Raw genomic sequence first — 22,864 nt, forward strand, 5'->3', positions numbered from 1 at the left:
TGTCATGTGAAATCACCTTTTTAAATAGTCAGCGAATTTTAAATAAATTGTCTATATGTAAAAGCATTGCGAACCCTTTAAGAAAAGACTAGAATGTACGTTGGCATTCGAATAGATAGGGGGGAGATCAATGCCTAAATCACTTTGGTTTTTGATTATTGGTATGCTTGTAAACGTAACGGGAGCTTCATTTTTATGGCCTCTCAATACAATTTATATAAATGAACATTTAGGAAAGTCGTTGTCCGTCGCAGGAGTGGTTCTTATGCTGAATTCTGCTGCAAGCGTAGTAGGAAATTTGCTTGGAGGAACGCTTTTTGACAAAATCGGAGGATATAAATCCATTTTATCAGGAATTATTATTACTCTTATTGCATTAGTGGGACTCGTGTTTTTCCATGGTTGGCCTACATACGTTGTTCTCTTGGTTGTTGTAGGGTTTGGATCTGGTATTGTGTTTCCATCTATGTATGCAATGGCAGGGTCCGTTTGGCCACAGGGCGGAAGAAAAGCATTTAATGCGATGTACGTTGCTCAAAATGCAGGAGTAGCTATTGGCGCCGCGGTAGGAGGCATTGTAGCGTCTTATTCATTTACGTATATTTTCTTAGCTAATACAATTTTATACGTTATTTTTCTGCTTATTGCTATTTTTTCATATCGCCATATTTCGGTTACAGTTGGGCAAACGAATGTCCTTAATGAAGCTGGGAGCATTGGGCATAAAACGAAGCTGACTGCTCTTCTTATTTTATGTACGGGGTATGTCTTATGCTGGGTGGCGTATGTTCAGTGGCAAACAACGATTGCTACGCATACGCGTGAGCTGAATATACCTCTTTCTAGCTACAGTTTGCTTTGGACGATTAACGGGATTTTAATTGTAGTCGGTCAGCCTTTGATTGTACCCATCATTCAAAAAGTAGCAAAAACATTAAAAGTACAAGTCCTAATTGGAACGGTTATTTTTGTGGCTTCTTTTGTTATCGTGGTGAATGCTACAACATTTCCGCAGTTCTTAACAGCCATGGTTGTGTTGACAATTGGAGAAATGTTCGTTTGGCCAGCCATTCCAGCTGTTGCAAGTCAGTTGGCACCATCTGGAAAAGAAGGATTTTATCAAGGTGTAGTTAACAGCATGGCTACTGCAGGTAAAATGATTGGTCCTCTCTTTGGAGGCGTTATTTTCGATGCGTTTAATATGTCTACGCTGTGCTATTTATTAATTGGGCTATTGCTATTCAGCATGTGTACAACATGGATATACGATTATAAATTAAAAGAAAAACGTCAGCGTTCGTTAACCATCTCTAAATAAATAGAGATGGTTTTATTTTTGACTGCTTAATAAACGTAGGAATGTCTTCAGTATTCCTTTAATAATATAGTAAGGGTCGTGACAAGCAAAGGAAGGAGTATATACCTGTAAATATGTAAGCGTTTTCTAATTGTATGACTTCATGGGGGGCTAAATATGCTTAGTATGATTGGATTAATTGGAGGATTATTGCTGCTCATTGTATTAACGATGAGAGGCATGAATTTATTTATAGCAGGTCCGCTCAGTGCTTTAGTTGTTGCGTTAACAAGCGGAATGCCTTTATTTCCACAGCTGGTGAAAGAAGGGGAAGCAAATTTTATTGGAAATTACATGTCTGGTTTCACAGGATTTATTGCTTCTTGGTATTTAATGTTTCTATTGGGAGCCGTCTTTGGAAAAGTGATGGAAGACAGCGGGGCTGCTGATAGTGTTTCTCGCTGGATTGTCAGTAAACTAGGAATGAAAAGAGCAGTGTTGGCGATTGTACTTGCCTGTGCGGTCTTGACATACGGAGGAGTCAGTTTGTTTGTAGTAGCATTCTCTGTCTATCCAATGGCTTTGAGCTTATTCAAACAAGCCGATTTGCCGAGGCGGTTTATTCCTGCTGCTTTAGCATTTGGTTCCGTTACGTTTACGATGACCTCGGCTGGGTCGCCTGAAATCCAAAACTGGATTCCAATTGAATATTTGAAGACTAGTCCGTATGCAGGATGGGAAGTTAGTTTAGTTGTAGCAGTAGTGATGGCTGTATTCGGCTACTGGTGGTTAAAGCGCTTGATTTCAAAAGCAGTTAAAAATGGAGAGCGTTTTATATCACGCGAGAAAGATCCAGTAGTAATGGAAAATCAGTCTCTTCCTAATCCTTTATTAAGTTTGCTTCCGCTTGTGGTCGTGCTCACTATTTCTTTTGCACTTCATAAGCCACTTCAGCAATCTGCGCTGATTGTCGCACTTTTAAGCGGGATCATTGTCACTTATATTGTGAACCGAAAGCATTTTAAAGGATTTTGGAATGCAGCTTCAGAAGGAACGCTGGGTGCGTTAATTGCTATTGGGAATACAGCCGCTGTCGTAGGTTTTGGAGGAGTTGCTAAGGCTGTTCCCGCGTTTGGAGTGGCTGTAGATGCCATGACGCATATTCCAGGAAGTCCGTTGATCGGAGGAGCTATTGCCGTGAGTGTTATCGCGGGGATGACAGGTTCGGCTTCAGGAGGTCAGGCGATTGCTTTGCCAATTTTAGCACCTCACTATCTAGATGCTGGTGTAAATCCAGAAGCTCTCCATCGCGTAGTAGCTATTTCCTCTGGAGTACTAGATTCCTTGCCTCATAATGGTTATGTCGTAACAACCATTAATTCTATTTGCGGAGAAACTCATAAAGATGCGTATGGATCAGTTGCAGCAATGACGGTGATTGTGCCGCTTGTTGGTCTTGTACTTGCGATCATCCTGTTTTCTTTTGGATTTGGCATTTAATAATAGCAGCTAAAGAAAGCAGGGGCTGGGATAAAAGTATTTTAGTTGAAGGAAGATCCGAACGATGAATCGTTCGGATCTTTTCATGCTTATGGTGAACGTAGATTTCATTTGTTTAGGTGCTTCTAGCTGCGGAGTGGAGGGCAAGACAAAGACTCCTGAAATAGGTGAGACCCCGCATGAGTGTAAGCAACGAGGAGGCTCATCGGCTGCCAGCGGAAAGAGAAGTCTTGCACGGAAATCAACAGCGTTGTAACCAAGAGATTCATACTAGCGCATTTATCCTATTTGTTCGTCTTTAAATTGGATTGATTTAATTATGTCTCAATCCCTTTTTTGTTTGGCCGTCGATGTATGTTTTTGGGAGAAGTTGTTCATATATAAGAATGAAAGAGAGGATTTAGCAACAAAGCAGTGCTGCATTGCAGAAACTTTTACAAAATCCCTTGAACAACTTGCAGTTTACGAACATATTATTTACAATACAAGGTAGTATGATGTAAAAACTATGATAAGGAATAGTAGTGAACGAAGCGAGCTAAGAGAGCTGACGGGTGGTGCGAGTCAGCAAACGAGCGTTCATGAACTCACCTTGGAGTTGTAAATGTGAAGTAAAGTAACATTTGCCGTCTATCCGCGTTAAGGAAAATGAGTGAGTACATAATTGTGCTAATTTGGGTGGTACCGCGGGAAGTTTATTCAACCTCTCGTCCCTTTGTTTGAGGGATGAGGGGTTTTTTAGTTTAATTAAATACAGCTGGAGCGTACAAGGAGGATTATGTATGGCTTTTAATCATGAAAAGATCGAACAAAAATGGCAAAAAGTTTGGGAAGAAAATAAAACATTTAGAACAACAGAAGATGAAGGAAAGCGTAAATTTTACGCATTAGATATGTTCCCTTATCCATCTGGCGCTGGTTTACACGTTGGGCATCCAGAAGGTTATACAGCAACGGATATTTTATCTCGTATGAAGCGTATGCAAGGATACAATGTACTTCATCCGATGGGATGGGATGCATTCGGACTACCTGCTGAACAGTATGCATTAGATACAGGAAACGACCCGGCTGAATTCACCGAACTTAACATTAATAATTTCCGTCGTCAAATCAAATCGTTAGGTTTCTCTTACGATTGGGAGCGAGAAATTAATACAACTGATCCAAACTACTACAAATGGACGCAGTGGATTTTCTTACAGCTATATAAAAACGGCTTAGCTTATGTGGATGAAGTAGCTGTTAACTGGTGTCCTGCTCTAGGAACAGTACTTGCGAACGAAGAAGTTATTGACGGCAAAAGTGAGCGTGGGGGACATCCAGTTGAGCGTCGTCCAATGAAGCAGTGGATGCTTAAAATCACAGCTTATGCAGATCGTTTACTAGAAGATTTAGATGAGCTTGATTGGCCAGAAAGTATTAAAGAAATGCAGCGCAACTGGATTGGCCGCTCTGAAGGAGCTCACGTGCACTTCACAATCGATGGATACGAGGACACATTTACTGTGTTCACAACGCGTCCTGACACGCTATTTGGGGCAACGTATGCCGTTTTAGCACCTGAACATCCGTTTGTAGAAAAAATTACAACAGCCGAACAAAAAGAAGCGGTAGAAGCGTATTTAGATCAAATTAAAAGCAAAAGCGATTTAGAACGTACAGACTTAGCTAAAGACAAAACTGGCGTATTCACTGGTGCTTATGCAATTAACCCTGTAAACGGCGAGAGAATGCCAATTTGGATTGCTGACTATGTTCTAATGAGCTATGGCACAGGTGCAATTATGGCTGTTCCGGCTCATGATGAGCGTGATTATGAATTTGCTGTTAAATTTGAACTGCCGATTAAAGAAGTAGTAGCGGGCGGAGACGTTTCAAAAGAAGCTTATACAGGCGACGGCGAGCACGTTAATTCAGACTTCTTAAATGGTTTAGATAAAGAAGAAGCAATTTCAAATATGATTCAGTGGCTTCAAACAAATGAAAAAGGTGAAAAACAAGTAACATACCGTCTGCGTGACTGGTTATTCAGCCGTCAGCGCTACTGGGGTGAACCAATTCCTGTTATTCACTGGGAAGACGGCACAACGACTGCAGTTCCTGAAGATCAACTTCCGCTTGTGTTACCAAAAACGACTGAAATCAAACCGTCAGGCACAGGTGAATCTCCGTTAGCAAACATTGATGACTGGGTGAACGTTGTAGATCCGGAAACAGGCAAAAAAGGGCGCCGTGAAACAAATACAATGCCTCAATGGGCAGGCAGCTGCTGGTATTACTTACGCTACATTGATCCAACAAACAGTGAAGCGTTAGCAGATGCAGATAAATTAAAAGAATGGTTGCCGGTAGATATTTATATCGGTGGAGCTGAACACGCTGTTCTTCACTTATTATATGCTCGTTTCTGGCATAAGTTTTTATATGATATCGGCGTAGTTCCAACAAAAGAGCCGTTCCAAAAACTGTTTAACCAAGGTATGATTCTTGGAGAAAATAACGAAAAAATGAGTAAGTCAAAAGGTAACGTTGTAAACCCAGACGAGATCGTAGAAAGCCACGGTGCAGATACGCTTCGCCTTTATGAAATGTTCATGGGGCCTTTAGATGCGTCAATCGCCTGGTCAACAAAAGGGCTTGATGGTGCACGCCGTTTCTTAGATCGTGTATGGCGCTTACTTGTTGACGATAACGGTGAATTAAGCAGCAAGGTTCAAGAAAGCAATGACACTATGCTTGAACGCGTGTATCACCAAACGGTGAAAAAAGTAACGGAAGATTACGAAGGCCTCCGTTTTAATACAGGTATCTCTCAGCTTATGGTATTCATCAATGATGCATACAAAGTTGACGTGCTGCCAAAGCAATACGTAGAAGGATTTGTGAAGCTATTAGCACCAATTTGTCCTCATACGACTGAGGAATTATGGAGCAAACTAGGTCACGAAGATACAATTTCGTATGAGGCTTGGCCTGCGTTTGACGAAGCAAAACTTGTAGATGATGAAGTGGAAATTGTCGTTCAAATTAACGGTAAAGTACGTGCGAAAGTAAACGTACCTGCTGAGGCATCTCGTGAAGAGCTTCAAGATATTGCAATGGCTAATCAAGATGTTCAAGAGTTCATTGAAGGTAAGACAGTGCGCAAAGTGATTGCTGTGCCTGGTAAATTAGTAAACATCGTAGCTAATTAAGTATTGATGTAGAACAGAACCCCTGACAGTTCTTTAGTCAGGCGCTTAGTCAACCTTTAACTACGATTGGAAAAGCTTAGGCAGGCTGCTGCTTAAGCTTTTCTTATTTAGTGGCATAAAGGTATTTGAATTTGCTACAATAGCGATAGCAAGCTGAATGAAAGAATAGAGAGGAATGACGAAGATGGAAGAAGTAAAAGTAATTACGCCTGAAGAACTTCAAAAACGAGTTGAAAATGGAGAAGAACTTCATTTAGTTGATGTGCGCGAAGATGAAGAAGTAGCAGAAGGAATGATTCCAACTGCTAAACACATTCGTATGAATGATATTCCAGGTAATGTGGATTATTTCGATAAAGACAAAGAATATATTTTCATTTGCCGTTCGGGCCGCCGCAGTGAAAACGTATGTTACTACCTTCAAGAACAAGGATATAAAGTAACAAATATGGTTGGCGGTATGTTAGAGTGGGAAGGAAAAACGGTTAATAAATAAAAAGAGGCTGGGACAAAAGTATCTTAGCTGAAGTGAAAAATGAACCATTGATCAACATGTTTGATTAGTGGTTCATTTTTTTTTGTTTCGTTTCTTCTAGCAGTTGATTGGAAGGCAAGGCGAAGACTCCTGCGAGAAAAGCGGAACAGGTGAGACCCCCCAGGAGCGCAAGGGAGGAGGAGGATCACTGGCCGCCCGCGGAAAGCGAAGTCTTGCAAGGAAATCAACTGCCGTGTTACAAGCGGTTCAGCTCATGTATCCCATTTGTTCGTCTTTAGATTGAATTCATTTCGTTATGTCTTAACCTCTTTTTTGAATGAAACTTCTGCCAACCGACTAAAATGATAGCAGGAAAACAAATGATGACTAAATCTATAAAAGCCCTCATAAAAATAGAGGTAGTAAGAGATTGAAAATCCGTACAAAAACCATCATCAAGAGAAACAGTCCATTCTGATTGAAACAAATTTGATAGGACAAGGTGGTAGAAGCTGTGATACAAGTAAAAATGTTTGATAAAGAGCATGAAAAAGATTTAGAATTTGCGGTGAACCGATTTTTACGGAAATTAGAGGATGAAGACGTCGTTGATATTAAATACCAAGTGACAGTGGATGTTGATCGTGATGAGCAGGTGTACTGTTTTTCAGCCATGGTTATGTATAAAGCCTAGCATATTATGCTAGGCTTGTTGCAAATTCTCCTGCATTACTTCCAGCCAAACGGCCTGTTACAAGAGCAGAAGTGATATTGTATCCTCCAGTGTATCCATGGATATCAAGAATTTCCCCGCAGAAGTAAAGGCCTTGCATAAATTTCGAAGACATTTCTTTTGGGTGAATTTCTTTAACAGATACGCCGCCTCCTGTGACGAATGCTTTTTCTAAAGAAAGCGTGCCGTTTACAGCAAATTCAAATCGTTTGCACAGTCTTGCAAATTCTCTCAGTTTCTCATGCTGAAGCTGTCCTGCTAGCGCTTGGCTATCAATGCCTGCCTGCTCGAGTAAAAACAATAGATAACGTTCAGATACAAAACCTTTTAAGACATTTTTAATTGCTTTTTTCGGTTCTTCTTTTGTTGTTTTGACTAATTGTTGAAAAATATCTTCTTCGTTTTGGCTAGGAAATAAATCAAGAGACATTTGAACAGTGTTGCTTTTTTGTTTCTTTAACTCTTTAACAACATATTGGCTGCAGCGAAGAGCGGCAGGGCCAGAGATGCCAAAGTGAGTGAAAATCATATCCATTTGATGAGTAATGACAGGCTTGCCTTTTTTATTAAGCACGCTTAGTCCTACATTGCGAAGCGATAGACCTTGAAGCGTTTTGGTTTTAATAAAGTGTTCGCTAGATGTAATAGGAACTTCTGTTGGGTAAAGCTCAGTAATTTTATGCCCCGCATCTTTTGCCCATTGATAACCGTCTCCTGTCGAACCTGTATGAGGTACTGATTTTCCACCTACTGCAATCACAACGCTTTTCGTTTGGATTGCTTCCCCGTTTTGAAGCACAACTTCTTTCACGGTGTTGTTCTCATAGTTTACGCGTTTAACGGCTGTGTTTGTGCGAATTGTCACGCGAAGACGGTGAAGTTCGCTAATTAATGCGTCAACAACAGATTGCGCTTTATTGCTGACCGGAAACATACGGCCGTGATCTTCTTCTTTTAATTTAATTCCAAGGCCTTCAAAATAAGAGATGATATCTTCGTTATTAAAAACAGAAAACGCACTGTATAAAAAGCGTCCGTTTCCTGGAATGTGTTTAATAAGTTCATCAATGGGAAGACGGTTTGTCACATTACAGCGTCCGCCTCCAGAAATGGCAAGCTTTCGTCCAAGTTTATTGCCTTTATCAATTAATAATACGTTTGCACCTGACTCACCAGCTGCAATCGATGCCATCAAACCAGAAGGTCCTCCTCCGATTACGACTACATCATATATCATACTTTCACCAACCTGTCTATTCTTAAAAAATTTTAGTTTGTTCACTGACAAATCTCTCAACATTGGATAAAATGGGCTATAGTCTTTGTTTTTTTAGTTTGTTGACGAGTGCGAGTGAGTATAAGACCTTTCTTAGTGTATACTGTCACTTGCTTCTTTTCAATTCTATCATTATTATCAGTATGTAACATTAAGTATCGGAGGCAAACGTATGTCTGATTCAAAATTGTTAAGAGGGACCTTTGTGCTGACGCTTGGCACCTATGTATCCCGAATCTTGGGAATGATTTATTTATTTCCATTTGCGATCCTTGTTGGAACCGTAGGGGGAGCACTGTTTGGTTACGGATATAACCAATATGCTATTTATTTAAGTATTGCTACAGCCGGTATGCCAATGGCCGTATCGAAATTTGTATCAAAATATAATGCACTCGGTGATTACTATACGAGTAGAAGAATGTACCGGGCCGGCATGAAATTAATGCTTGTCACAGGAATACTTGCATTTTTACTTTTATATTCGTTAGCTCCTGTTATGTCTAGAATTACACTGGGAGGTTCTGATTTAAATAACTCCTTAGAAGATGTAGTAATGGTTATGCGAATGGTTAGTGTTGCGTTAATTGTAGTACCGATGATGAGTTTAATGCGAGGATTTTTCCAAGGTCACCAGTCTATGGGACCAACAGCTGTTTCACAAGTAGTTGAACAGCTTGTGCGGGTTGTCTTTTTATTGGCATCTACCTATATCGTCATCAAAGTTGTCCACGGGAGTCTTGCATTAGCCGTTGGATTTGCTACGATGGGGGCTTTTGTAGGAGCTCTTGCTGGACTGGCTGTATTGATTTGGTACTGGAAAAAACGAAAGCCTTATCTTGATAAAATGGTGAACGAGCAGACGGTAACGCCTACGCGTATTTCTACCGTATCCATTTTTAAAGAGCTGCTTACGTATTCATTGCCATATGTCTTTGTCAGCTTGGCTATTCCGCTTTATCAGTATGTGGACCAATTCACATTTAACCGTGCAATGGTAGCGGCTGGACAAAAAGAAATAGCAGAGTCAATGAACGGAATTGTTCAGTCTTATGTTCCAAAGCTTGTGATGATTCCCGTTTCATTAGCTACTGCGTTCGGTTTGACTCTTGTACCAACGATTACACGTTCCTTTGTGAATAAAGATTATAACGTGCTGCAAAAGCAAATTGACCAAACATATCAAACGATTATGTTTCTTGTGCTGCCAGCATCTGTAGGATTAATGGCTTTAGCTGGCCCAGCCTATACGTTTTTCTTTGGAACAGATGCATCGGATGCGGGTGGGAATGTCTTGCTTTACTATGCACCGGTAGCTTTATTGTTCTCATTTTTTACGGTGAATGGAGCTATTTTACAAGGAATCAACAAACAAAAATATGCTGTTTTAAGTCTATTATTTGGATTGATTGTGAAAATTGTCTTGAACGTTCCATTTATTCTTATGTTCCACGAGATTGGTTCAGTTTTAGCGACTGCACTAGGCTATATCGTATCTCTTGTTTATATGTTTGCGCTTATTCAAAAACACGCAAAATATAACTACAGTGAGTTTATAAAACGCTCTGTGCTTATTCTCATTTTTGTTGCGATTATGGGAATCAGCGTAAAAATTGTCGCAGCAGTGATTGGCCTGTTTACAACGCCAGGACGATTCTCTGCCACTGTTATTACGATTATAGGAGCAGCAGTAGGCGGCCTTATTTACTTTATTATTACCTATCGTACAAGCCTGCTTGAAAAAGTAATGGGAGCGAGGGTAACAGGTGCAATTGAACGAAAGATACTGCGCCGAAATAAACAGCGCAGTGCCTAAGAAGATGACTCGTTAGAGTCATCTTCTTTTCAAAAAAGAGGAGGATATTACATGCGTTTGGATAAATTGCTTTCTACCATTGGGTACGGAAGCCGAAAAGAAGTTAAAGGTCTTTTAAAGACTGGGGCTGTTAAGGTAGACGGTACAGCAGTTAAAGATGCTAAGGTCCACGTTAATCCAGATGAACAAGAAATAACTGTGCATGGCGAAGCCGTTTCTTACCGAGAATTTGTTTACTTTATGCTTCATAAGCCGCAAGGCGTCATATCAGCGACAGAAGATTCTCTTCATGAAACAGTTTTGGACTTGCTTGAACTTGATGATGCTGTGTATAACCCATTTCCGGTAGGGCGTTTAGATAAAGATACAGAAGGGCTCTTGCTGCTGACGAATGACGGTCAGCTTGCACATCAGCTGCTATCTCCTAAAAAGCACGTTCCTAAAACGTATTTTGCAAAAATTAATGCACCGGTGACTGAAGAAGATGCTGAAGCATTTAGGCAAGGTGTCACTCTTGATGATGGATATGTAACAAAATCAGCAGAGTTAAAGATACTAACAAGCGGTGTGGAATCAGAAATTGAATTAACGATCGTTGAAGGAAAATTTCATCAAGTGAAGCGTATGTTTGAAGCAAGAGGAAAAAAAGTAACGTATTTAAAACGTTTATCTATGGGAGCTTTGCTATTAGACGAGTCGTTAGATTTAGGAGAGTATAGGGAGTTAACGGAAGAAGAACTAGCTTTATTGCAAAACTCAAATGCCTAAGAAGAGGCGAAAGAAAAAGGAACCTAAGTCTAAAATGGTTCCTTTTTTTTGTCCACTTTGTTAGACAAGTGAAACATTTCACGTTAAAGCACTTAAACGAGTACCAACTCTGCTTGACGTGCAAATGGAGCGGGGGACTATGCACTCGTCCAAGTCTTGACTTTCTACTGCGTAGAATTTTATCTCTATATATAAATCACTTACTACCCTTGAAATAAACTTACTAGGATGACATCTTGACCTTCTTTTGCGTAGTCGTCCATGTACCGCGACTTGGGCTGCGAACTAAATCATTATATGCTAACACATTCAAGTCACGCTGAATGGTTCTTGGTGTAATACCAAATTCGTCTACGAGCTCTTGCGTTGTAACTGTTCCATTTTTACAAATGAACATATAGACCGATTTGATACGAGTTAGCATTCGATTAGTTGAAGGTTTCAAAAAACCACTTCCTTATTCGTTTTTCGTAAGGCACAACTTCTTTATAACTCTGAGATGTCAAGCACTATTTCAGTCCTTATCCTTATTGTACACAAAATCGACAGAAAAATAAAAGAGAAAACGCAAATTAACACAATATTTACAAAAAATGATATAAATATGTAATCCTTTCGTAACATCTCCTTCCTCTATTTGCACATTTTTTATAGTATATGTAAACAATAAACAAATAGAATCCGTTTTTATCGATTGTGCCTACAATTTATTTCCCGGAATTTTGCCTCTGTAAACCTTTGATATGAAAGGAAAGAGACAATTATTTCTTTCTATATAAAGGTATGATAAAGTTAAATTTACCAATAGTAATGATAGATACAATCTGTAAAAGCAGGAAAAGGAGACAAACAGATGACGGCAATTAATTGGAAAGAGGAAGTTCAAAAAAGAGAAGCTGAAATTCTAGCTGAGACGCAGCGTTTTCTACAAATTAAAAGTGTTTTGACAAGCACAGAAAAACAAGAAGAGCCATTTGGACCTGGAATTGCTCAAGCGCTTGACTTTCTTTTAAATAAAGGAAAAAATGACGGGTTTTCCGTCAAGAACGTAGACGGATATGCTGGTCATATTGAAGCAGGAGAAGGGAAAGAACTTCTTGGCATTCTTTGTCACGTAGACGTTGTTCCTGAAGGAGACGGGTGGTCGGTTGATCCATACGGCGGTGAAATAAAAGACGGGAAAATTTTTGCTAGAGGAGCAATCGATGACAAAGGCCCGACGATGGCTGCTTATTATGCGATGAAAATTGTGAAAGATTTAGGGCTTCCTCTATCTAAACGGGTTCGAATGATCATTGGAACGGATGAAGAAAGTGACTGGAGATGTGTGGACCACTACTTCAATCATGAAGAGATGCCAACTATGGGGTTTGCGCCCGATGCGGATTTTCCTATCATTTTTGCTGAAAAAGGCATTACAGACGTAGAAATTCGCCAGCAGCCAATTGAAGGAACAAAGGGAAGCGTTCAGCTTACATCATTTGTCTCTGGGCGACGCTACAATATGGTTCCTGATCTTGCAACAGCTGTTCTTGAATTCCATAGTGAAACGGATATTAAAAATAAATATGATCAATTTTTAAAGGATCAGTCTTTAAAAGGTTCAATAACAGAAAAGAGCGGTGTATACACACTTACTTTAGAAGGCGTTTCAGCACATGGCAGTGTGCCTGATAAAGGGAGAAATGCTGGACTTACGCTTCTTCGCTTTTTACACACATTAGAACTTGATGAACAAGCTAATCAGTTTGTAGGTTATGCAAATGCGTATTTAGTTCAAGATGCACTAGGAGAAAAAATGGGCTTAAATCGCAAAGATGAGGTCACGGGTGATTTAACGATAAATGTTGGAATCATGTCTTACAATCAAGAAGAAGCGGGGCACTTTGGTTTAAACATTCGCTATCCTGTATCAGCTCATATTGACGACATTATTGATACGATTACAGAAAAAAGTGAATCTTATCAAATGACCATCAAACATTTTACAGATTCTAAACCACATCATGTCGATCAAAAACATGAGCTTATTCAAACGCTTCAAAAGGTTTACCAAGAACAAACAAATGAAGAACCTACACTTATTTCAATTGGAGGAGGAACGTATGCCAGAGCATTGGAAGCGGGGGTGGCATTTGGACCTCTTTTCCCAGGCCGTGAAGAAGTAGCGCACGAAAAAGACGAGTACATGGTAATTGAAGATTTACTTCGTGCAACAGCTATTTATGCACAGGCTATTTACGAATTAGCTAAATAAAAAAAGCGAACGCCTTTGCGTTCGCTTTTTTATTATTCAAATGAGAATAGGTCGCTTGATAAATAACGTTCACCTGTATCGCAAGCAATACATACGACCACTTGATCAGGAGATAATTTTTTGGCTACCTCGATAGCAGCATAGCACGCAGCGCCAGATGAAGGACCGACTAAAATTCCTTCTTCAGAAGCCAAGCGTCGCGTAATATCGTAGGCTTGTTCATCTTTAATTTTTAAAATTTCGTCGTAAACATCTACATTAAGCGTATCAGGAATAAATCCAGGGCTTGTTCCTACAAGCTTGTGCTTCCCAGGTCTTCCTCCAGATAATACAGGAGACCCAGCTGGTTCCACAACATGAACGGTCATATTTGGGTAGTTTTCTCTTAGTACTTCACCAGTTCCTGTAATCGTTCCGCCTGTTCCAGCAGTAGCAACAAAAGCAGATAAGTCTTTGCCTAACTCGTTCATTGCCTCGATAATTTCTTTAGCAGTCGTTTTTCGATGAGCGTCAGGGTTTGCATTATTTTCAAACTGCATGGGCATAAATGCATTTGGAATTTCTTTTGTAAGCTCTTCTGCCTTGCGAATTGCTCCAGGCATTTTCTCATCGCCCGGTGTTAGAACAACTTCAGCACCATATGCTTTTAACAAGTTAATTCGTTCTTGAGTCATGGTATCTGGCATAACTAAAATAGAACGATAACCTCTTGCCGCTGCATTCATTGCTAAGCCAATACCTGTATTTCCGCTCGTTGGTTCAATAATAGTAGAATTTTCATTGAGGAAGCCTGCTTTTTCAGCTTCCACGATCATATTAAAAGCAGCACGGTCTTTTACACTACGGCTTGGATTAAAAAATTCTAGTTTTAAGTAAACGGATGCTCCATCTGCAGGTTGAAGACGATTCAACTTAACAAGAGGTGTTTCGCCAATCAAATCAGCCATATTGTTAACAACTTTCATTATTCTCATCCTTTTCTTATAAAAATTCTCTGTATTGTTTCTATGATAACACAAATTCTTATTTTTTAAGCACATGACAAATTTTCAGAAAAACCTCTCTATTTCATCCGAAAAAACCTTTAAAATAGATCTAGCTCTTTTTGAACATAACCAATTGGGGAAAGATAATAAAAAGAAAAGGAGCGATTTGATGAAAGGCGATAAACATTATTTTATTGGAATCAACGTGCCTGTATCCATTGCACATCAGGCAGAAAATTGGGCAAAGGAATTAATACCTTTTCCTTTCAAACAATGGACATACCCTGACGATTATCATATAACGCTACAATTTTTAGGGTTTTTAGATGACAAAAAGGAAAAGCTGATTACGCGCTTAAAAGAAGTAGCCTCCCGTCATTCAAGTTTTTCGCTGCAGACAGGTCAGTACGATGTGTTCGGTGCGTATAACAAGCCTAGAGTGCTTTATGTAAGCCTTAGGCCAAATGATAAGCTTATGAATCTGCAAAGGGATATACAGGCCGTATGGGAAGATCTAAGCGGCTTATACGAAAAACGTCCTTATCGTCCTCATATTACGATTGCAAAGAAGTGGGGAGGGGAAGCCGGACTTTTGGAAGAACAGTTAAAGCAAACGTCGATTGAAGAACAGTTTCAAGTAAGTTCATTTGCCCTTTTTGAAGTTCATCCTGCTAGCAAACCTAAATATAAAAAAATACTATCTTTTTCCTTGCAGTCACAGTAGCATATGAACATACAAGCATGGAGAGAGGTTATTTAAAAATCGCTCTTATCAAAGGAAAGAAAACGCCGATGATAATAGAGAAATCATCGGCGAACAAAGTTTTAGAGGAATTTTAATTAGGGGATTGATGTAAACGTGGCGCAGCTACTTAAGGTGCAAGATTATATTTCCCGTTATGAAAAAGACGTTTATCACTATACGTCTCAGTTTAATCACTTAAAAAAGCATAATTGGAAGAAAGCAAAGCAATTATTTGAAGAAGGGCTATTACATGAGCCGCCTGTACAAGAAGAAACAAAAGCTCAACGTTCATTTTTGCAAAAAGCAAAAGAGCGGTTTACAAGAAAAAAAGAAACGTGTGAAGTGGAAGAAGCGTTCTCTAGCGATAGCGTGGAAAATCAAGAGCTATTGAGGTTTACAACTCTTCCACAAACAGCGGAAGACTTGAAAATATTGTTTTTAGAAAATGTATTTGATCTTCAAATGAAATGGGCTACATCCACTTTATTTGAGTTCTCACAAGCAGATCGTAAATATTACCATGATGAAGCTCTCCGTTATTTTATTCAGCGCCTTCCTGATACATGTCTCGTGATGTACAAGCCTGTTTTCCTGATTAATAAAGCTCCGGTAGAAGGAGATATTATTATTGTTACTCCAACGGAAACCCTCTGTATTTGTTTAATAGAAACATATAAAAGTGCTGTTTTTCAGTATTCAAAAGAAAATTTTTGGACAGAGTTAAGAGGAAGAGATCAAAAAAAGATATTAAATCCTTTAATTGGGTTAAATCGAACGGAGCAAATTGTCCGAAGCATCTATCGTATTCACGATATTGAACATAACGTAAAGAAAATATTACTGAGCAGAAATGGATACATTGATTACGCTGCGGAGCCTTATCAGGTTGAATTTGTAGATGCTAGAAAGTATGAAGAATGGTTTTATGAACTTAGGAAATCTAAAGCACCTTTAAAGTTTAAGCAGATGAAAGCAGCTCAAGTATTGCTCGAACACAGCCAGAGTATTTATTTTGACCGGGAATTCGAAGCAGGTGAATAATACGAACATTAACGCTATGAAAGTGCTTTCGTTTTTGCGTTTACTACATATAATGCTACTAAAGAGGTAATTGGCATAAGGAGGAGAAAAGGATGACTGGTGATAATAAGTTTCAAGCTTATTTAGATCAAATAGATCGTATTACTCTTTTAGTTCCAACTTCTTATCATGAAGGTCAAATTGATTTTTTTGTGATTAAAAGTACACAAATGCATGAGACCATCTCTATTGAAAACGTACATGAATTAGAAGGTTTTATCAAATATGAAGGCAAGGTTGAAGGTAGCATAGAAATTGGACAGTCGTACGTTATCTGTGATAATTACGGAGAGAAAGTTCCGCTGCAGGTAGGGGCCGTTATACGAACCAAAGAGTTTGATGAGAGATTTTATTATAATCAAAATGATTTGGGTGCAGCCTTTTATTCAGATCATATTATGATAAAAATTTGGGCCCCGACTGCATCAGCAGTGATTTTAAAATTAATACATGCAAACAGCGGCAAAGAAGAACTGTACGTCATGGCTCGTCAAAGAAAAGGCGTATGGGAAAAGAAACTTCCCTTAGATAAAGAAGGGTATTATTATCGATTTTTAATAGATGTAAACGGCCGGACAAATGAAGCGGTGGATCCTTATACCGTTGCAGCTACAGCAAATAGTGAATACGGAGTTCTGATAAATCTTCATACAGCCTATGTTTATCCCCATGAAAAGCCACCTTTCCTTCAGTCAACGGATGCCGTTATTTACGAAATGCACGTTCGCGACTTTTCTATTCATCCTTCAAGCGGGATAGAAAAAAAGGGCACGTACCTAGCTGTTACTGAATCAAGCGGGCAGCCAGGCAAAACAACAGGTCTTCATTATTTAAAAGAGCTAGGAGTGACCCACCTTGAATTTCTTCCTATTAACGATTTTGGCGGAGTAGATGAATTAAACCCTCATGCTTCTTATAATTGGGGGTATAATCCATTGTTGTTTAATGTACCAGAAGGAAGCTACTCCACTGACCCTTCAAATCCTGCCACTCGTATTGCTGAAGTGAAACAATTAATATCAACACTTCATCAACAGGGATTCCGTGTTATTATAGATGTAGTTTATAATCACGTATTTGTACGAGAGGAATCACCTTTTGAAAAAATTGTTCCGGGCTATTATTTTCGACATGATGAGTTTGGGATGCCTTCGAACGGGACGGGAGTAGGAAATGATTTTGCTTCTGAACGGAAAATGGCGCAAAAGTTTATTATCGATTCAGTATTGTTTTGGATAAAAGAGTACGACGTTGATGGGCTTCGCTTTGACCTCATGGGGATTTTAGATATAGAAACGATGAACATCATTCGGGACAAAATAAATGAAATTGATTCTACTATTTTGGTGTTTGGCGAAGGCTGGGATTTAAATACTCCTCTCCCCTATAATCAAAAAGCAATTATGGCGAATGCCCGCCAAACGCCTCAAATCGGCTATTTTAATGATCGCTTTCGAGATTCTGTAAAAGGAAGCACGTTTGATGTATATGAAAAAGGTTTTATCAGCGGAAATATTTATCAAAAAGAGACCGTGCAATCTGTGATAGCGGGGAGCATTCTGGATAAAGAAGACAGCCGGGCTTTATTTATAAATCCAGCACAATCAGTTAATTACGTTGAATCACATGATAATCATACGCTGTGGGATAAGTTAACGAATTCAAATGGAGAAGAAGACGAAGACATTCGTAGAAGTCGTCACCGCCTTGCTACTGCTATTGTACTTCTTTCGCAAGGCATACCGTTTCTTCATAGTGGTCAAGAGTTTTACCGCACTAAACAAGGCGTAGAGAACAGCTATAATTCACCCGATGATATTAATGCACTTGATTGGAATCGACGGATCAAATTTTCTCCTGATGTGAATTGGGTTCAAGAGCTGATTCGTATTCGCAAACAGCACGGTGCATTTCGCTTGGGAGATGCTTCAGCGATTAGGCAGCATGTTTCTTTCCTAAATACGCCGCAATCCGTTATTGGCTATTGCTTATCAAACGTATTGGCTTACGGTCCGTGGAAGAATATTATTGTGTTTTTTAATCAAGGCCTAATGGAAGAAAAAGTAGTTTTGCCAGAAGGACCATGGAAAATAGCACTTGATCATTGTAAAGTATATAAAAATGGGTATCCTACTATAGAGGATAATGCTATAAACGTTTCAAAGCTTAGCGTTCTTATTTTATTTCAAACGTAATTATTGTCTTCAACCACTTGACGAAAAAAGTATGATGGAGATAATATTTATAAAGGATGGCTATTGATACATATCCTCAATAGCCGTCTTTTTTATTTACTAAGAAAATAACGTCATGATGTCTTAATAGATTGCTTTATTGAGTGAAATTTTTAAACGAAATGTGTGTGTTGAAATTGAAGGTGAATTGGTTGGAAGATATATTAGGAAGCGAATGGGAAATTACTCCTGCTGGCGGAGCGACAGGAGAAGCTTATTTTGCAAAATTTCAAGACCGAAAGCTTTTTTTAAAGCGTAATTCATCACCTTTTTTAGCAGTATTGTCAGCTGAAGGAATCGTACCGAAGCTCGTGTGGACAAGACGAATGGAAAATGGAGATGTGATCACAGCTCAGCACTGGCTAGATGGTCGAGAATTAAAACCAAAAGATATGAATTCGAGTCGAGTGACAGAATTGCTTAGTAAAATTCATCATTCAAACGAGTTATTAGATATGTTGAAAAGGTTGGGGAAAACACCGCTTCTTCCCGAAGACGTGCTAGCCGATATTGTAGAGAATGTGGACGAGCGACTTCAAAAAGAAAGTATTGTAGAGCAGGGAATCAGTTATTTACAAGCAGAGCTTCCGTCCGTTCAGACAGATAAATATGTTGTGTGTCACTGTGATGTGAACCACAATAACTGGATGCTTGGAGAGAATACGCAGCTATATTTAATCGACTGGGACGGAGCGATGATTGCAGATCCTGCTATTGATTTAGGTTTATTGCTTTATTGGTACATCAATCCATCTCAGTGGGAAGAATGGCTTGAGCATTATGGAGTTGAACTAACCGAGAACTTGAAAAAGAGAATGAAGTGGTATGTGATAAGTCAAACCATTTTATTCATTGAATGGCATCGTTCGAAAAATGAACATTCTGAAATGAACTACTGGCTTGAATATCTTCGGATGTTGCTCGTCAACGACATTCAAGCACAGTAGCAAAGATTATGACAAGGTAGATAGTTCTTGGACCCATTGTGATAAATTTTGTTGATTGGTTTGAATATGTTCGTCTAAATGAGCAGCACTTTTTGCATCTTGCGTGTATTTATACACGTTTTGTAGTGTTGCTTGTACGTCTGTGCTAGCGTATCCTTTTGCTAACATTGATTGAATTAAACGTTCAACCTGTTCACATTCCGCAACCGTTCCGCAGCAATCACTTTGATGATTAGATAAAATATCTTTTAATATATTCATTTGGTGTTCGGCATTTAAAGGCATTAAGCATCATCCTTTCCTGTATGATGCTCTTATTTTTTTCTATCTAAACACAATTATGCATGAGAATGTCGGTTGTTTCGAATAACCGACATTTTCAATGCGTCAAAATACATTAAAGAGGTGCAACATGAGATTACGAAACAAACCTTGGGCAAAAGATAAAATTGCTGAAAATCCCCAATACGTGGTTCCAAACCCAGCAGAGTATAAAGGGAACTGGAAAGAGGTTTTTGGAAACGAAAATCCTCTTCATATTGAAGTAGGAACAGGAAAAGGCCAATTTTTAGTAGGGATGGCTAAACAAAATCCGCATATCAACTATATTGGAATTGAAATGTATGAAAGTGTCATCTTAAGTGCTCTAGAACGATTGATTGAAGAAGAGCTTCCAAATTTAAAGCTGTTGAATGTAGATGCTAACCACCTTAGTGAGTTTTTTGCAAAAAATGACGTGGATCGCGTTTATCTCAATTTCTCTGATCCATGGCCAAAAAAGAGACATGCCAAACGCCGTTTAACATACAAAACGTTCTTAAGCATGTACGAAAACCTGCTGGTTGATGGTGGAGAAATTCACTTTAAAACAGATAATCAAGGTCTATTTGAATATTCATTGACAAGCTTTTCAGAATATGGGCTTCTTCTCAAATACATTAGCTTAGATTTGCATAAAAGCGATTTTGAAGGCAATGTTATGACGGAATATGAAGAGAAATTTTCACAAAAAGGCAGCCGTATTTACCGCTGTGAAGTAAAATACCTGAACGAAAAAGACTGAGTTCCTCAGTCTTTTTTTGTTCAAAAAGAGAAGGAGATAGTGATAAAATAAAAAGGAATATAATGGAGGTGTAAAATGGAAACGTTAACAATAGGCGAATTAAAAGTGACATGGCTTCGTGGAGGGAATAATCATTTAGACGGAGGAGCAATGTTTGGTGTTGTTCCAAAAGAGCTTTGGACAAAAAAATATCCTATCTCAGAAGGAAATCGAATTCCAATGAGGACTGATCCTTTGCTCGTTCAAACTGAAAAACACCTCATGTTAATTGATGGGGGTATAGGGAATGGTATGTTGGATGAGAAAAAAAAGCGTCATTTTGGTGTAACAGAAGAATCATTTATTGCTGAAGATTTACAAAAGTTAGGGTTTACGTGCGAAGATATTACTCATGTCATTATGACGCATCTTCACTTTGATCATGTGTCAGGCTTAACAAAATGCAGCAACGGACATTTTTCCTCTGCTTTTCCAAATGCAGAAGTCTTTGTTAGTGAGATCGAGTGGAATGAAATGAGAAATCCTAATATACGTTCTAAAAATACGTATTGGAAACAAAATTGGGAATTTATTCAGCATCAAGTAACAACATTTAGCGATAAAGATGAAATTGTGCCTGGAGTAACGGTTCATCATACCGGCGGTCACAGCGATGGTCATGCTGTAGTTGTATTAAAAGGAAACAATGACATCTTAGTGCACATGGGCGATCTTTTGCCAACACATGCACATCAAAATGTCTTATGGGTAATGGCATATGATGATTATCCAATGACTTCGATTGAACAAAAGCAGCAGTGGCTAGCTTATGCCTATGAGAATCAAGCTTGGCTAAGTTTTTATCATGATGCTTTTTATCGAGCTGTAAAATGGGATAACAAAGGAGAAATAGTTGACGAAATTAAACGGGTGCATTCAGCGTCAATTCAATAATAGAACCGCTTTTTTTATCAATGAAAAACTCGTAATGTTCCTGTTTTGCATCACGTGTTCTGATAATTCCACCTGTATAACCATAAAAAGAGAGACCATGTTTTTGAATGACTTTAGTCGTTGTTTCAATCCATGAGCCATCGATTGCCCCATTTTGTTTAAAAGCGCTTTTAACAATCGTAAGGGCTTCCGATGAGGAAATCGACGACTTTCTTTTTTGAAGAATATAAGCGCTTGCAAATCCGACTGCAGCTCCTGCTATTAGTTGAGTCCATTTCACATTATTCACCTGCTTTTTAAGGATATGTTTTCATCATTATATCAAATTGTCGAATGCTTTGTTAAGTTGAGTTATAGAAGAGAAGGACGGAACTAGCAACTATTTCCGGTTTTCGATACAATAAAGAAAATGATACATAAAGGAGAGTATATATGAACAATGAAACGCTATCTCTATTTAAAACATTAACGGAGTTACCAGGTGCCGCTGGAAACGAACATCAAGTACGTTCATTTATGCGCTCGCAAATTGAACCCCTTGTAGATGAAGTCATTCAAGATGGGTTAGGAAGTTTATTCGGCGTTCGCTATAATGAAGAAAAAGGTCCTAAAGTAATGGTAGCGGGACATATGGACGAAGTAGGATTTATGGTTACGTCTGTAACAGATAAAGGAATGCTTCGTTTTCAAACTCTAGGAGGATGGTGGAGTCAAGTACTGCTAGCTCAACGCGTCCATGTTGTTACACAAAAAGGTCCTATCACCGGCGTAATTGCTTCTATCCCTCCTCATTTATTAGACGAATCACAGCGCAACAAGCCAATGGCCATTAAAAATATGATGATTGATGTGGGCGCAGATAGTAAGCAGGAAGTAGCAGAAATGGGCATTCGTCCTGGCGACCAAATTGTACCGATTTGTCCGTTTACGCCAATGGCAAATGAAAAGAAAATACTGGCGAAAGCATGGGATAACCGCTATGGGTGCGGACTTGCGATTGAATTATTAAAAGAAGTAAAAAATGAAAAATTGCCAAATATCTTATATTCTGGAGCTACTGTGCAAGAAGAAGTAGGACTTCGCGGTGCTCAATCAGCTGCGAATATGATTAAACCGGATTTGTTTTATGCACTAGATGCTAGTCCAGCTAACGATACATCAGGCGATAAAAATGCATTTGGACAATTAGGAAAAGGCGTATTACTTCGTATCTTTGACCGTACGATGGTCACACATAGAGGAATGAGAGAATTTATTTTAGATACAGCTGAGACAAACAGCATCCCTTATCAATACTTTGTTTCTCCAGGAGGTACGGATGCAGGGCGCGTTCATACTTCTAATAATGGAGTTCCTTCTGCGGTCATCGGCGTATGTTCACGTTATATTCATACTCATGCTTCTATGATTCATGTAGATGACTATGCAGCTGCAAAAGAATTACTAGTCAAACTTGTACGTTCTACAGACCAAACCACGCTCGATACGATTAAGCAAAACGGATAAAAAAGAACAAAGCAGCTGCTTTTGCGGTTGCTTTGTTTCATAATGACAGGA

Annotated in this window: 22 protein-coding genes and 1 other annotated feature; of the genes, 17 read left to right on the plus strand and 5 right to left on the minus strand. The window is 39.0% G+C overall.

Features of this window, described 5'->3' with window-relative positions:
- Positions 1-130 precede the first annotated feature (130 nt).
- From AC1DEF_RS00260 to AC1DEF_RS00290, 7 genes are all read left to right on the plus strand, one after another.
- Complete coding sequence (locus AC1DEF_RS00260) at positions 131-1,318, plus strand: MDR family MFS transporter (protein WP_029319939.1); 1,188 nt, start codon at positions 131-133, stop codon at positions 1,316-1,318.
- A gap of 156 nt (positions 1,319-1,474) precedes the next feature.
- A complete protein-coding gene (locus tag AC1DEF_RS00265; RefSeq protein ID WP_097824705.1) occupies positions 1,475-2,797 on the plus strand; it encodes a GntP family permease in 1,323 nt (440 codons plus the stop codon).
- 64 nt (positions 2,798-2,861) lie between these two features.
- On the plus strand, positions 2,862-3,053 hold the full coding sequence (locus AC1DEF_RS00270) for a hypothetical protein (RefSeq protein ID WP_097824704.1): 192 nt from the start codon (positions 2,862-2,864) through the stop codon (positions 3,051-3,053).
- A gap of 243 nt (positions 3,054-3,296) precedes the next feature.
- Positions 3,297-3,515, plus strand: a binding site (T-box leader).
- Between the two features lie 64 nt (positions 3,516-3,579).
- Positions 3,580-5,994: a leucine--tRNA ligase gene (gene leuS / locus AC1DEF_RS00275; RefSeq protein WP_097824703.1), complete on the plus strand. Its 2,415-nt coding sequence runs from the start codon at positions 3,580-3,582 to the stop codon at positions 5,992-5,994.
- A gap of 184 nt (positions 5,995-6,178) precedes the next feature.
- Positions 6,179-6,490 carry a rhodanese-like domain-containing protein gene (locus tag AC1DEF_RS00280; protein WP_013085250.1) on the plus strand — a complete coding sequence of 104 codons (312 nt, stop codon included), beginning with the start codon at positions 6,179-6,181 and terminating at the stop codon, positions 6,488-6,490.
- Between the two features lie 103 nt (positions 6,491-6,593).
- Positions 6,594-6,773, plus strand: coding sequence for a hypothetical protein (locus AC1DEF_RS00285; protein ID WP_318330902.1), 180 nt, complete (start codon positions 6,594-6,596; stop codon positions 6,771-6,773).
- A 210-nt stretch (positions 6,774-6,983) separates the two neighbouring features.
- Positions 6,984-7,163: a sporulation protein Cse60 gene (locus AC1DEF_RS00290; RefSeq protein ID WP_013059521.1), complete on the plus strand. Its 180-nt coding sequence runs from the start codon at positions 6,984-6,986 to the stop codon at positions 7,161-7,163.
- 4 nt (positions 7,164-7,167) lie between these two features.
- On the opposite strand, the gene AC1DEF_RS00295 is transcribed toward AC1DEF_RS00290, so the two are convergent.
- Positions 7,168-8,439 (minus strand): BaiN/RdsA family NAD(P)/FAD-dependent oxidoreductase, encoded by a 1,272-nt coding sequence (locus AC1DEF_RS00295; protein WP_097824701.1) that lies wholly within the window; start codon positions 8,437-8,439, stop codon positions 7,168-7,170.
- Positions 8,440-8,650: 211 nt separating this feature from the next.
- Here AC1DEF_RS00295 and AC1DEF_RS00300 point away from each other — a divergent pair, with 211 nt between their 5' ends.
- Together AC1DEF_RS00300 and AC1DEF_RS00305 are read left to right on the plus strand one after the other, a co-directional pair.
- On the plus strand, positions 8,651-10,294 hold the full coding sequence (locus tag AC1DEF_RS00300; RefSeq protein ID WP_097824700.1) for a putative polysaccharide biosynthesis protein: 1,644 nt from the start codon (positions 8,651-8,653) through the stop codon (positions 10,292-10,294).
- 51 nt (positions 10,295-10,345) lie between these two features.
- The gene (locus tag AC1DEF_RS00305) at positions 10,346-11,062 is read left to right on the plus strand and encodes a pseudouridine synthase (RefSeq protein ID WP_097824699.1); all 717 of its coding nucleotides are present in this window, start codon (positions 10,346-10,348) and stop codon (positions 11,060-11,062) included.
- A gap of 223 nt (positions 11,063-11,285) precedes the next feature.
- On the opposite strand, the gene AC1DEF_RS00310 is transcribed toward AC1DEF_RS00305, so the two are convergent.
- The gene (locus tag AC1DEF_RS00310) at positions 11,286-11,507 is read right to left on the minus strand and encodes a DeoR family transcriptional regulator (protein ID WP_013059517.1); all 222 of its coding nucleotides are present in this window, start codon (positions 11,505-11,507) and stop codon (positions 11,286-11,288) included.
- A 408-nt stretch (positions 11,508-11,915) separates the two neighbouring features.
- Between AC1DEF_RS00310 and pepV the strand changes: the two genes are divergently transcribed.
- Positions 11,916-13,319, plus strand: a complete 1,404-nt coding sequence (gene pepV, locus AC1DEF_RS00315) for a dipeptidase PepV (RefSeq protein WP_097824698.1) — start codon at positions 11,916-11,918, stop codon at positions 13,317-13,319.
- Positions 13,320-13,351: 32 nt separating this feature from the next.
- Here pepV and cysK read toward each other — a convergent pair whose 3' ends face one another.
- Positions 13,352-14,284: a cysteine synthase A gene (gene cysK, locus AC1DEF_RS00320; protein WP_097824697.1), complete on the minus strand. Its 933-nt coding sequence runs from the start codon at positions 14,282-14,284 to the stop codon at positions 13,352-13,354.
- 190 nt (positions 14,285-14,474) lie between these two features.
- Here cysK and thpR point away from each other — a divergent pair, with 190 nt between their 5' ends.
- From thpR to AC1DEF_RS00340, 4 genes are all read left to right on the plus strand, one after another.
- Positions 14,475-15,029, plus strand: coding sequence for an RNA 2',3'-cyclic phosphodiesterase (gene thpR / locus AC1DEF_RS00325; protein ID WP_097824696.1), 555 nt, complete (start codon positions 14,475-14,477; stop codon positions 15,027-15,029).
- A 135-nt stretch (positions 15,030-15,164) separates the two neighbouring features.
- Positions 15,165-16,091, plus strand: coding sequence for a hypothetical protein (locus AC1DEF_RS00330; protein WP_097824695.1), 927 nt, complete (start codon positions 15,165-15,167; stop codon positions 16,089-16,091).
- Between the two features lie 92 nt (positions 16,092-16,183).
- Positions 16,184-18,325 (plus strand): type I pullulanase, encoded by a 2,142-nt coding sequence (pulA, locus tag AC1DEF_RS00335; protein ID WP_097824694.1) that lies wholly within the window; start codon positions 16,184-16,186, stop codon positions 18,323-18,325.
- Between the two features lie 191 nt (positions 18,326-18,516).
- Positions 18,517-19,311 carry a phosphotransferase family protein gene (locus AC1DEF_RS00340; protein WP_028410490.1) on the plus strand — a complete coding sequence of 265 codons (795 nt, stop codon included), beginning with the start codon at positions 18,517-18,519 and terminating at the stop codon, positions 19,309-19,311.
- Positions 19,312-19,317: 6 nt separating this feature from the next.
- Here the strand turns inward: AC1DEF_RS00340 and AC1DEF_RS00345 are convergent, their stop codons facing one another.
- Positions 19,318-19,596, minus strand: a complete 279-nt coding sequence (locus AC1DEF_RS00345; protein ID WP_013059510.1) for a YtzH-like family protein — start codon at positions 19,594-19,596, stop codon at positions 19,318-19,320.
- Positions 19,597-19,723: 127 nt separating this feature from the next.
- On the opposite strand from AC1DEF_RS00345, the gene trmB reads away from it, so the two are divergent.
- Together trmB and AC1DEF_RS00355 are read left to right on the plus strand one after the other, a co-directional pair.
- Entirely contained in the window at positions 19,724-20,374 is a 651-nt protein-coding gene (gene trmB, locus AC1DEF_RS00350; RefSeq protein ID WP_013059509.1) for a tRNA (guanosine(46)-N7)-methyltransferase TrmB, read from the plus strand.
- 75 nt (positions 20,375-20,449) lie between these two features.
- Entirely contained in the window at positions 20,450-21,307 is an 858-nt protein-coding gene (locus tag AC1DEF_RS00355) for a YtnP family quorum-quenching lactonase (protein WP_097824693.1), read from the plus strand.
- Here AC1DEF_RS00355 and AC1DEF_RS00360 read toward each other — a convergent pair.
- Positions 21,276-21,587: a PepSY domain-containing protein gene (locus AC1DEF_RS00360; protein WP_025750689.1), complete on the minus strand. Its 312-nt coding sequence runs from the start codon at positions 21,585-21,587 to the stop codon at positions 21,276-21,278. The genes AC1DEF_RS00355 and AC1DEF_RS00360 overlap by 32 nt on opposite strands.
- A gap of 152 nt (positions 21,588-21,739) precedes the next feature.
- Here AC1DEF_RS00360 and AC1DEF_RS00365 point away from each other — a divergent pair, with 152 nt between their 5' ends.
- Positions 21,740-22,813, plus strand: coding sequence for a M42 family metallopeptidase (locus AC1DEF_RS00365; protein WP_097824692.1), 1,074 nt, complete (start codon positions 21,740-21,742; stop codon positions 22,811-22,813).
- The last annotated feature ends 51 nt before the right edge of the window (positions 22,814-22,864 follow it).

The organism is Priestia sp. 10L35, assembly GCF_056395685.1.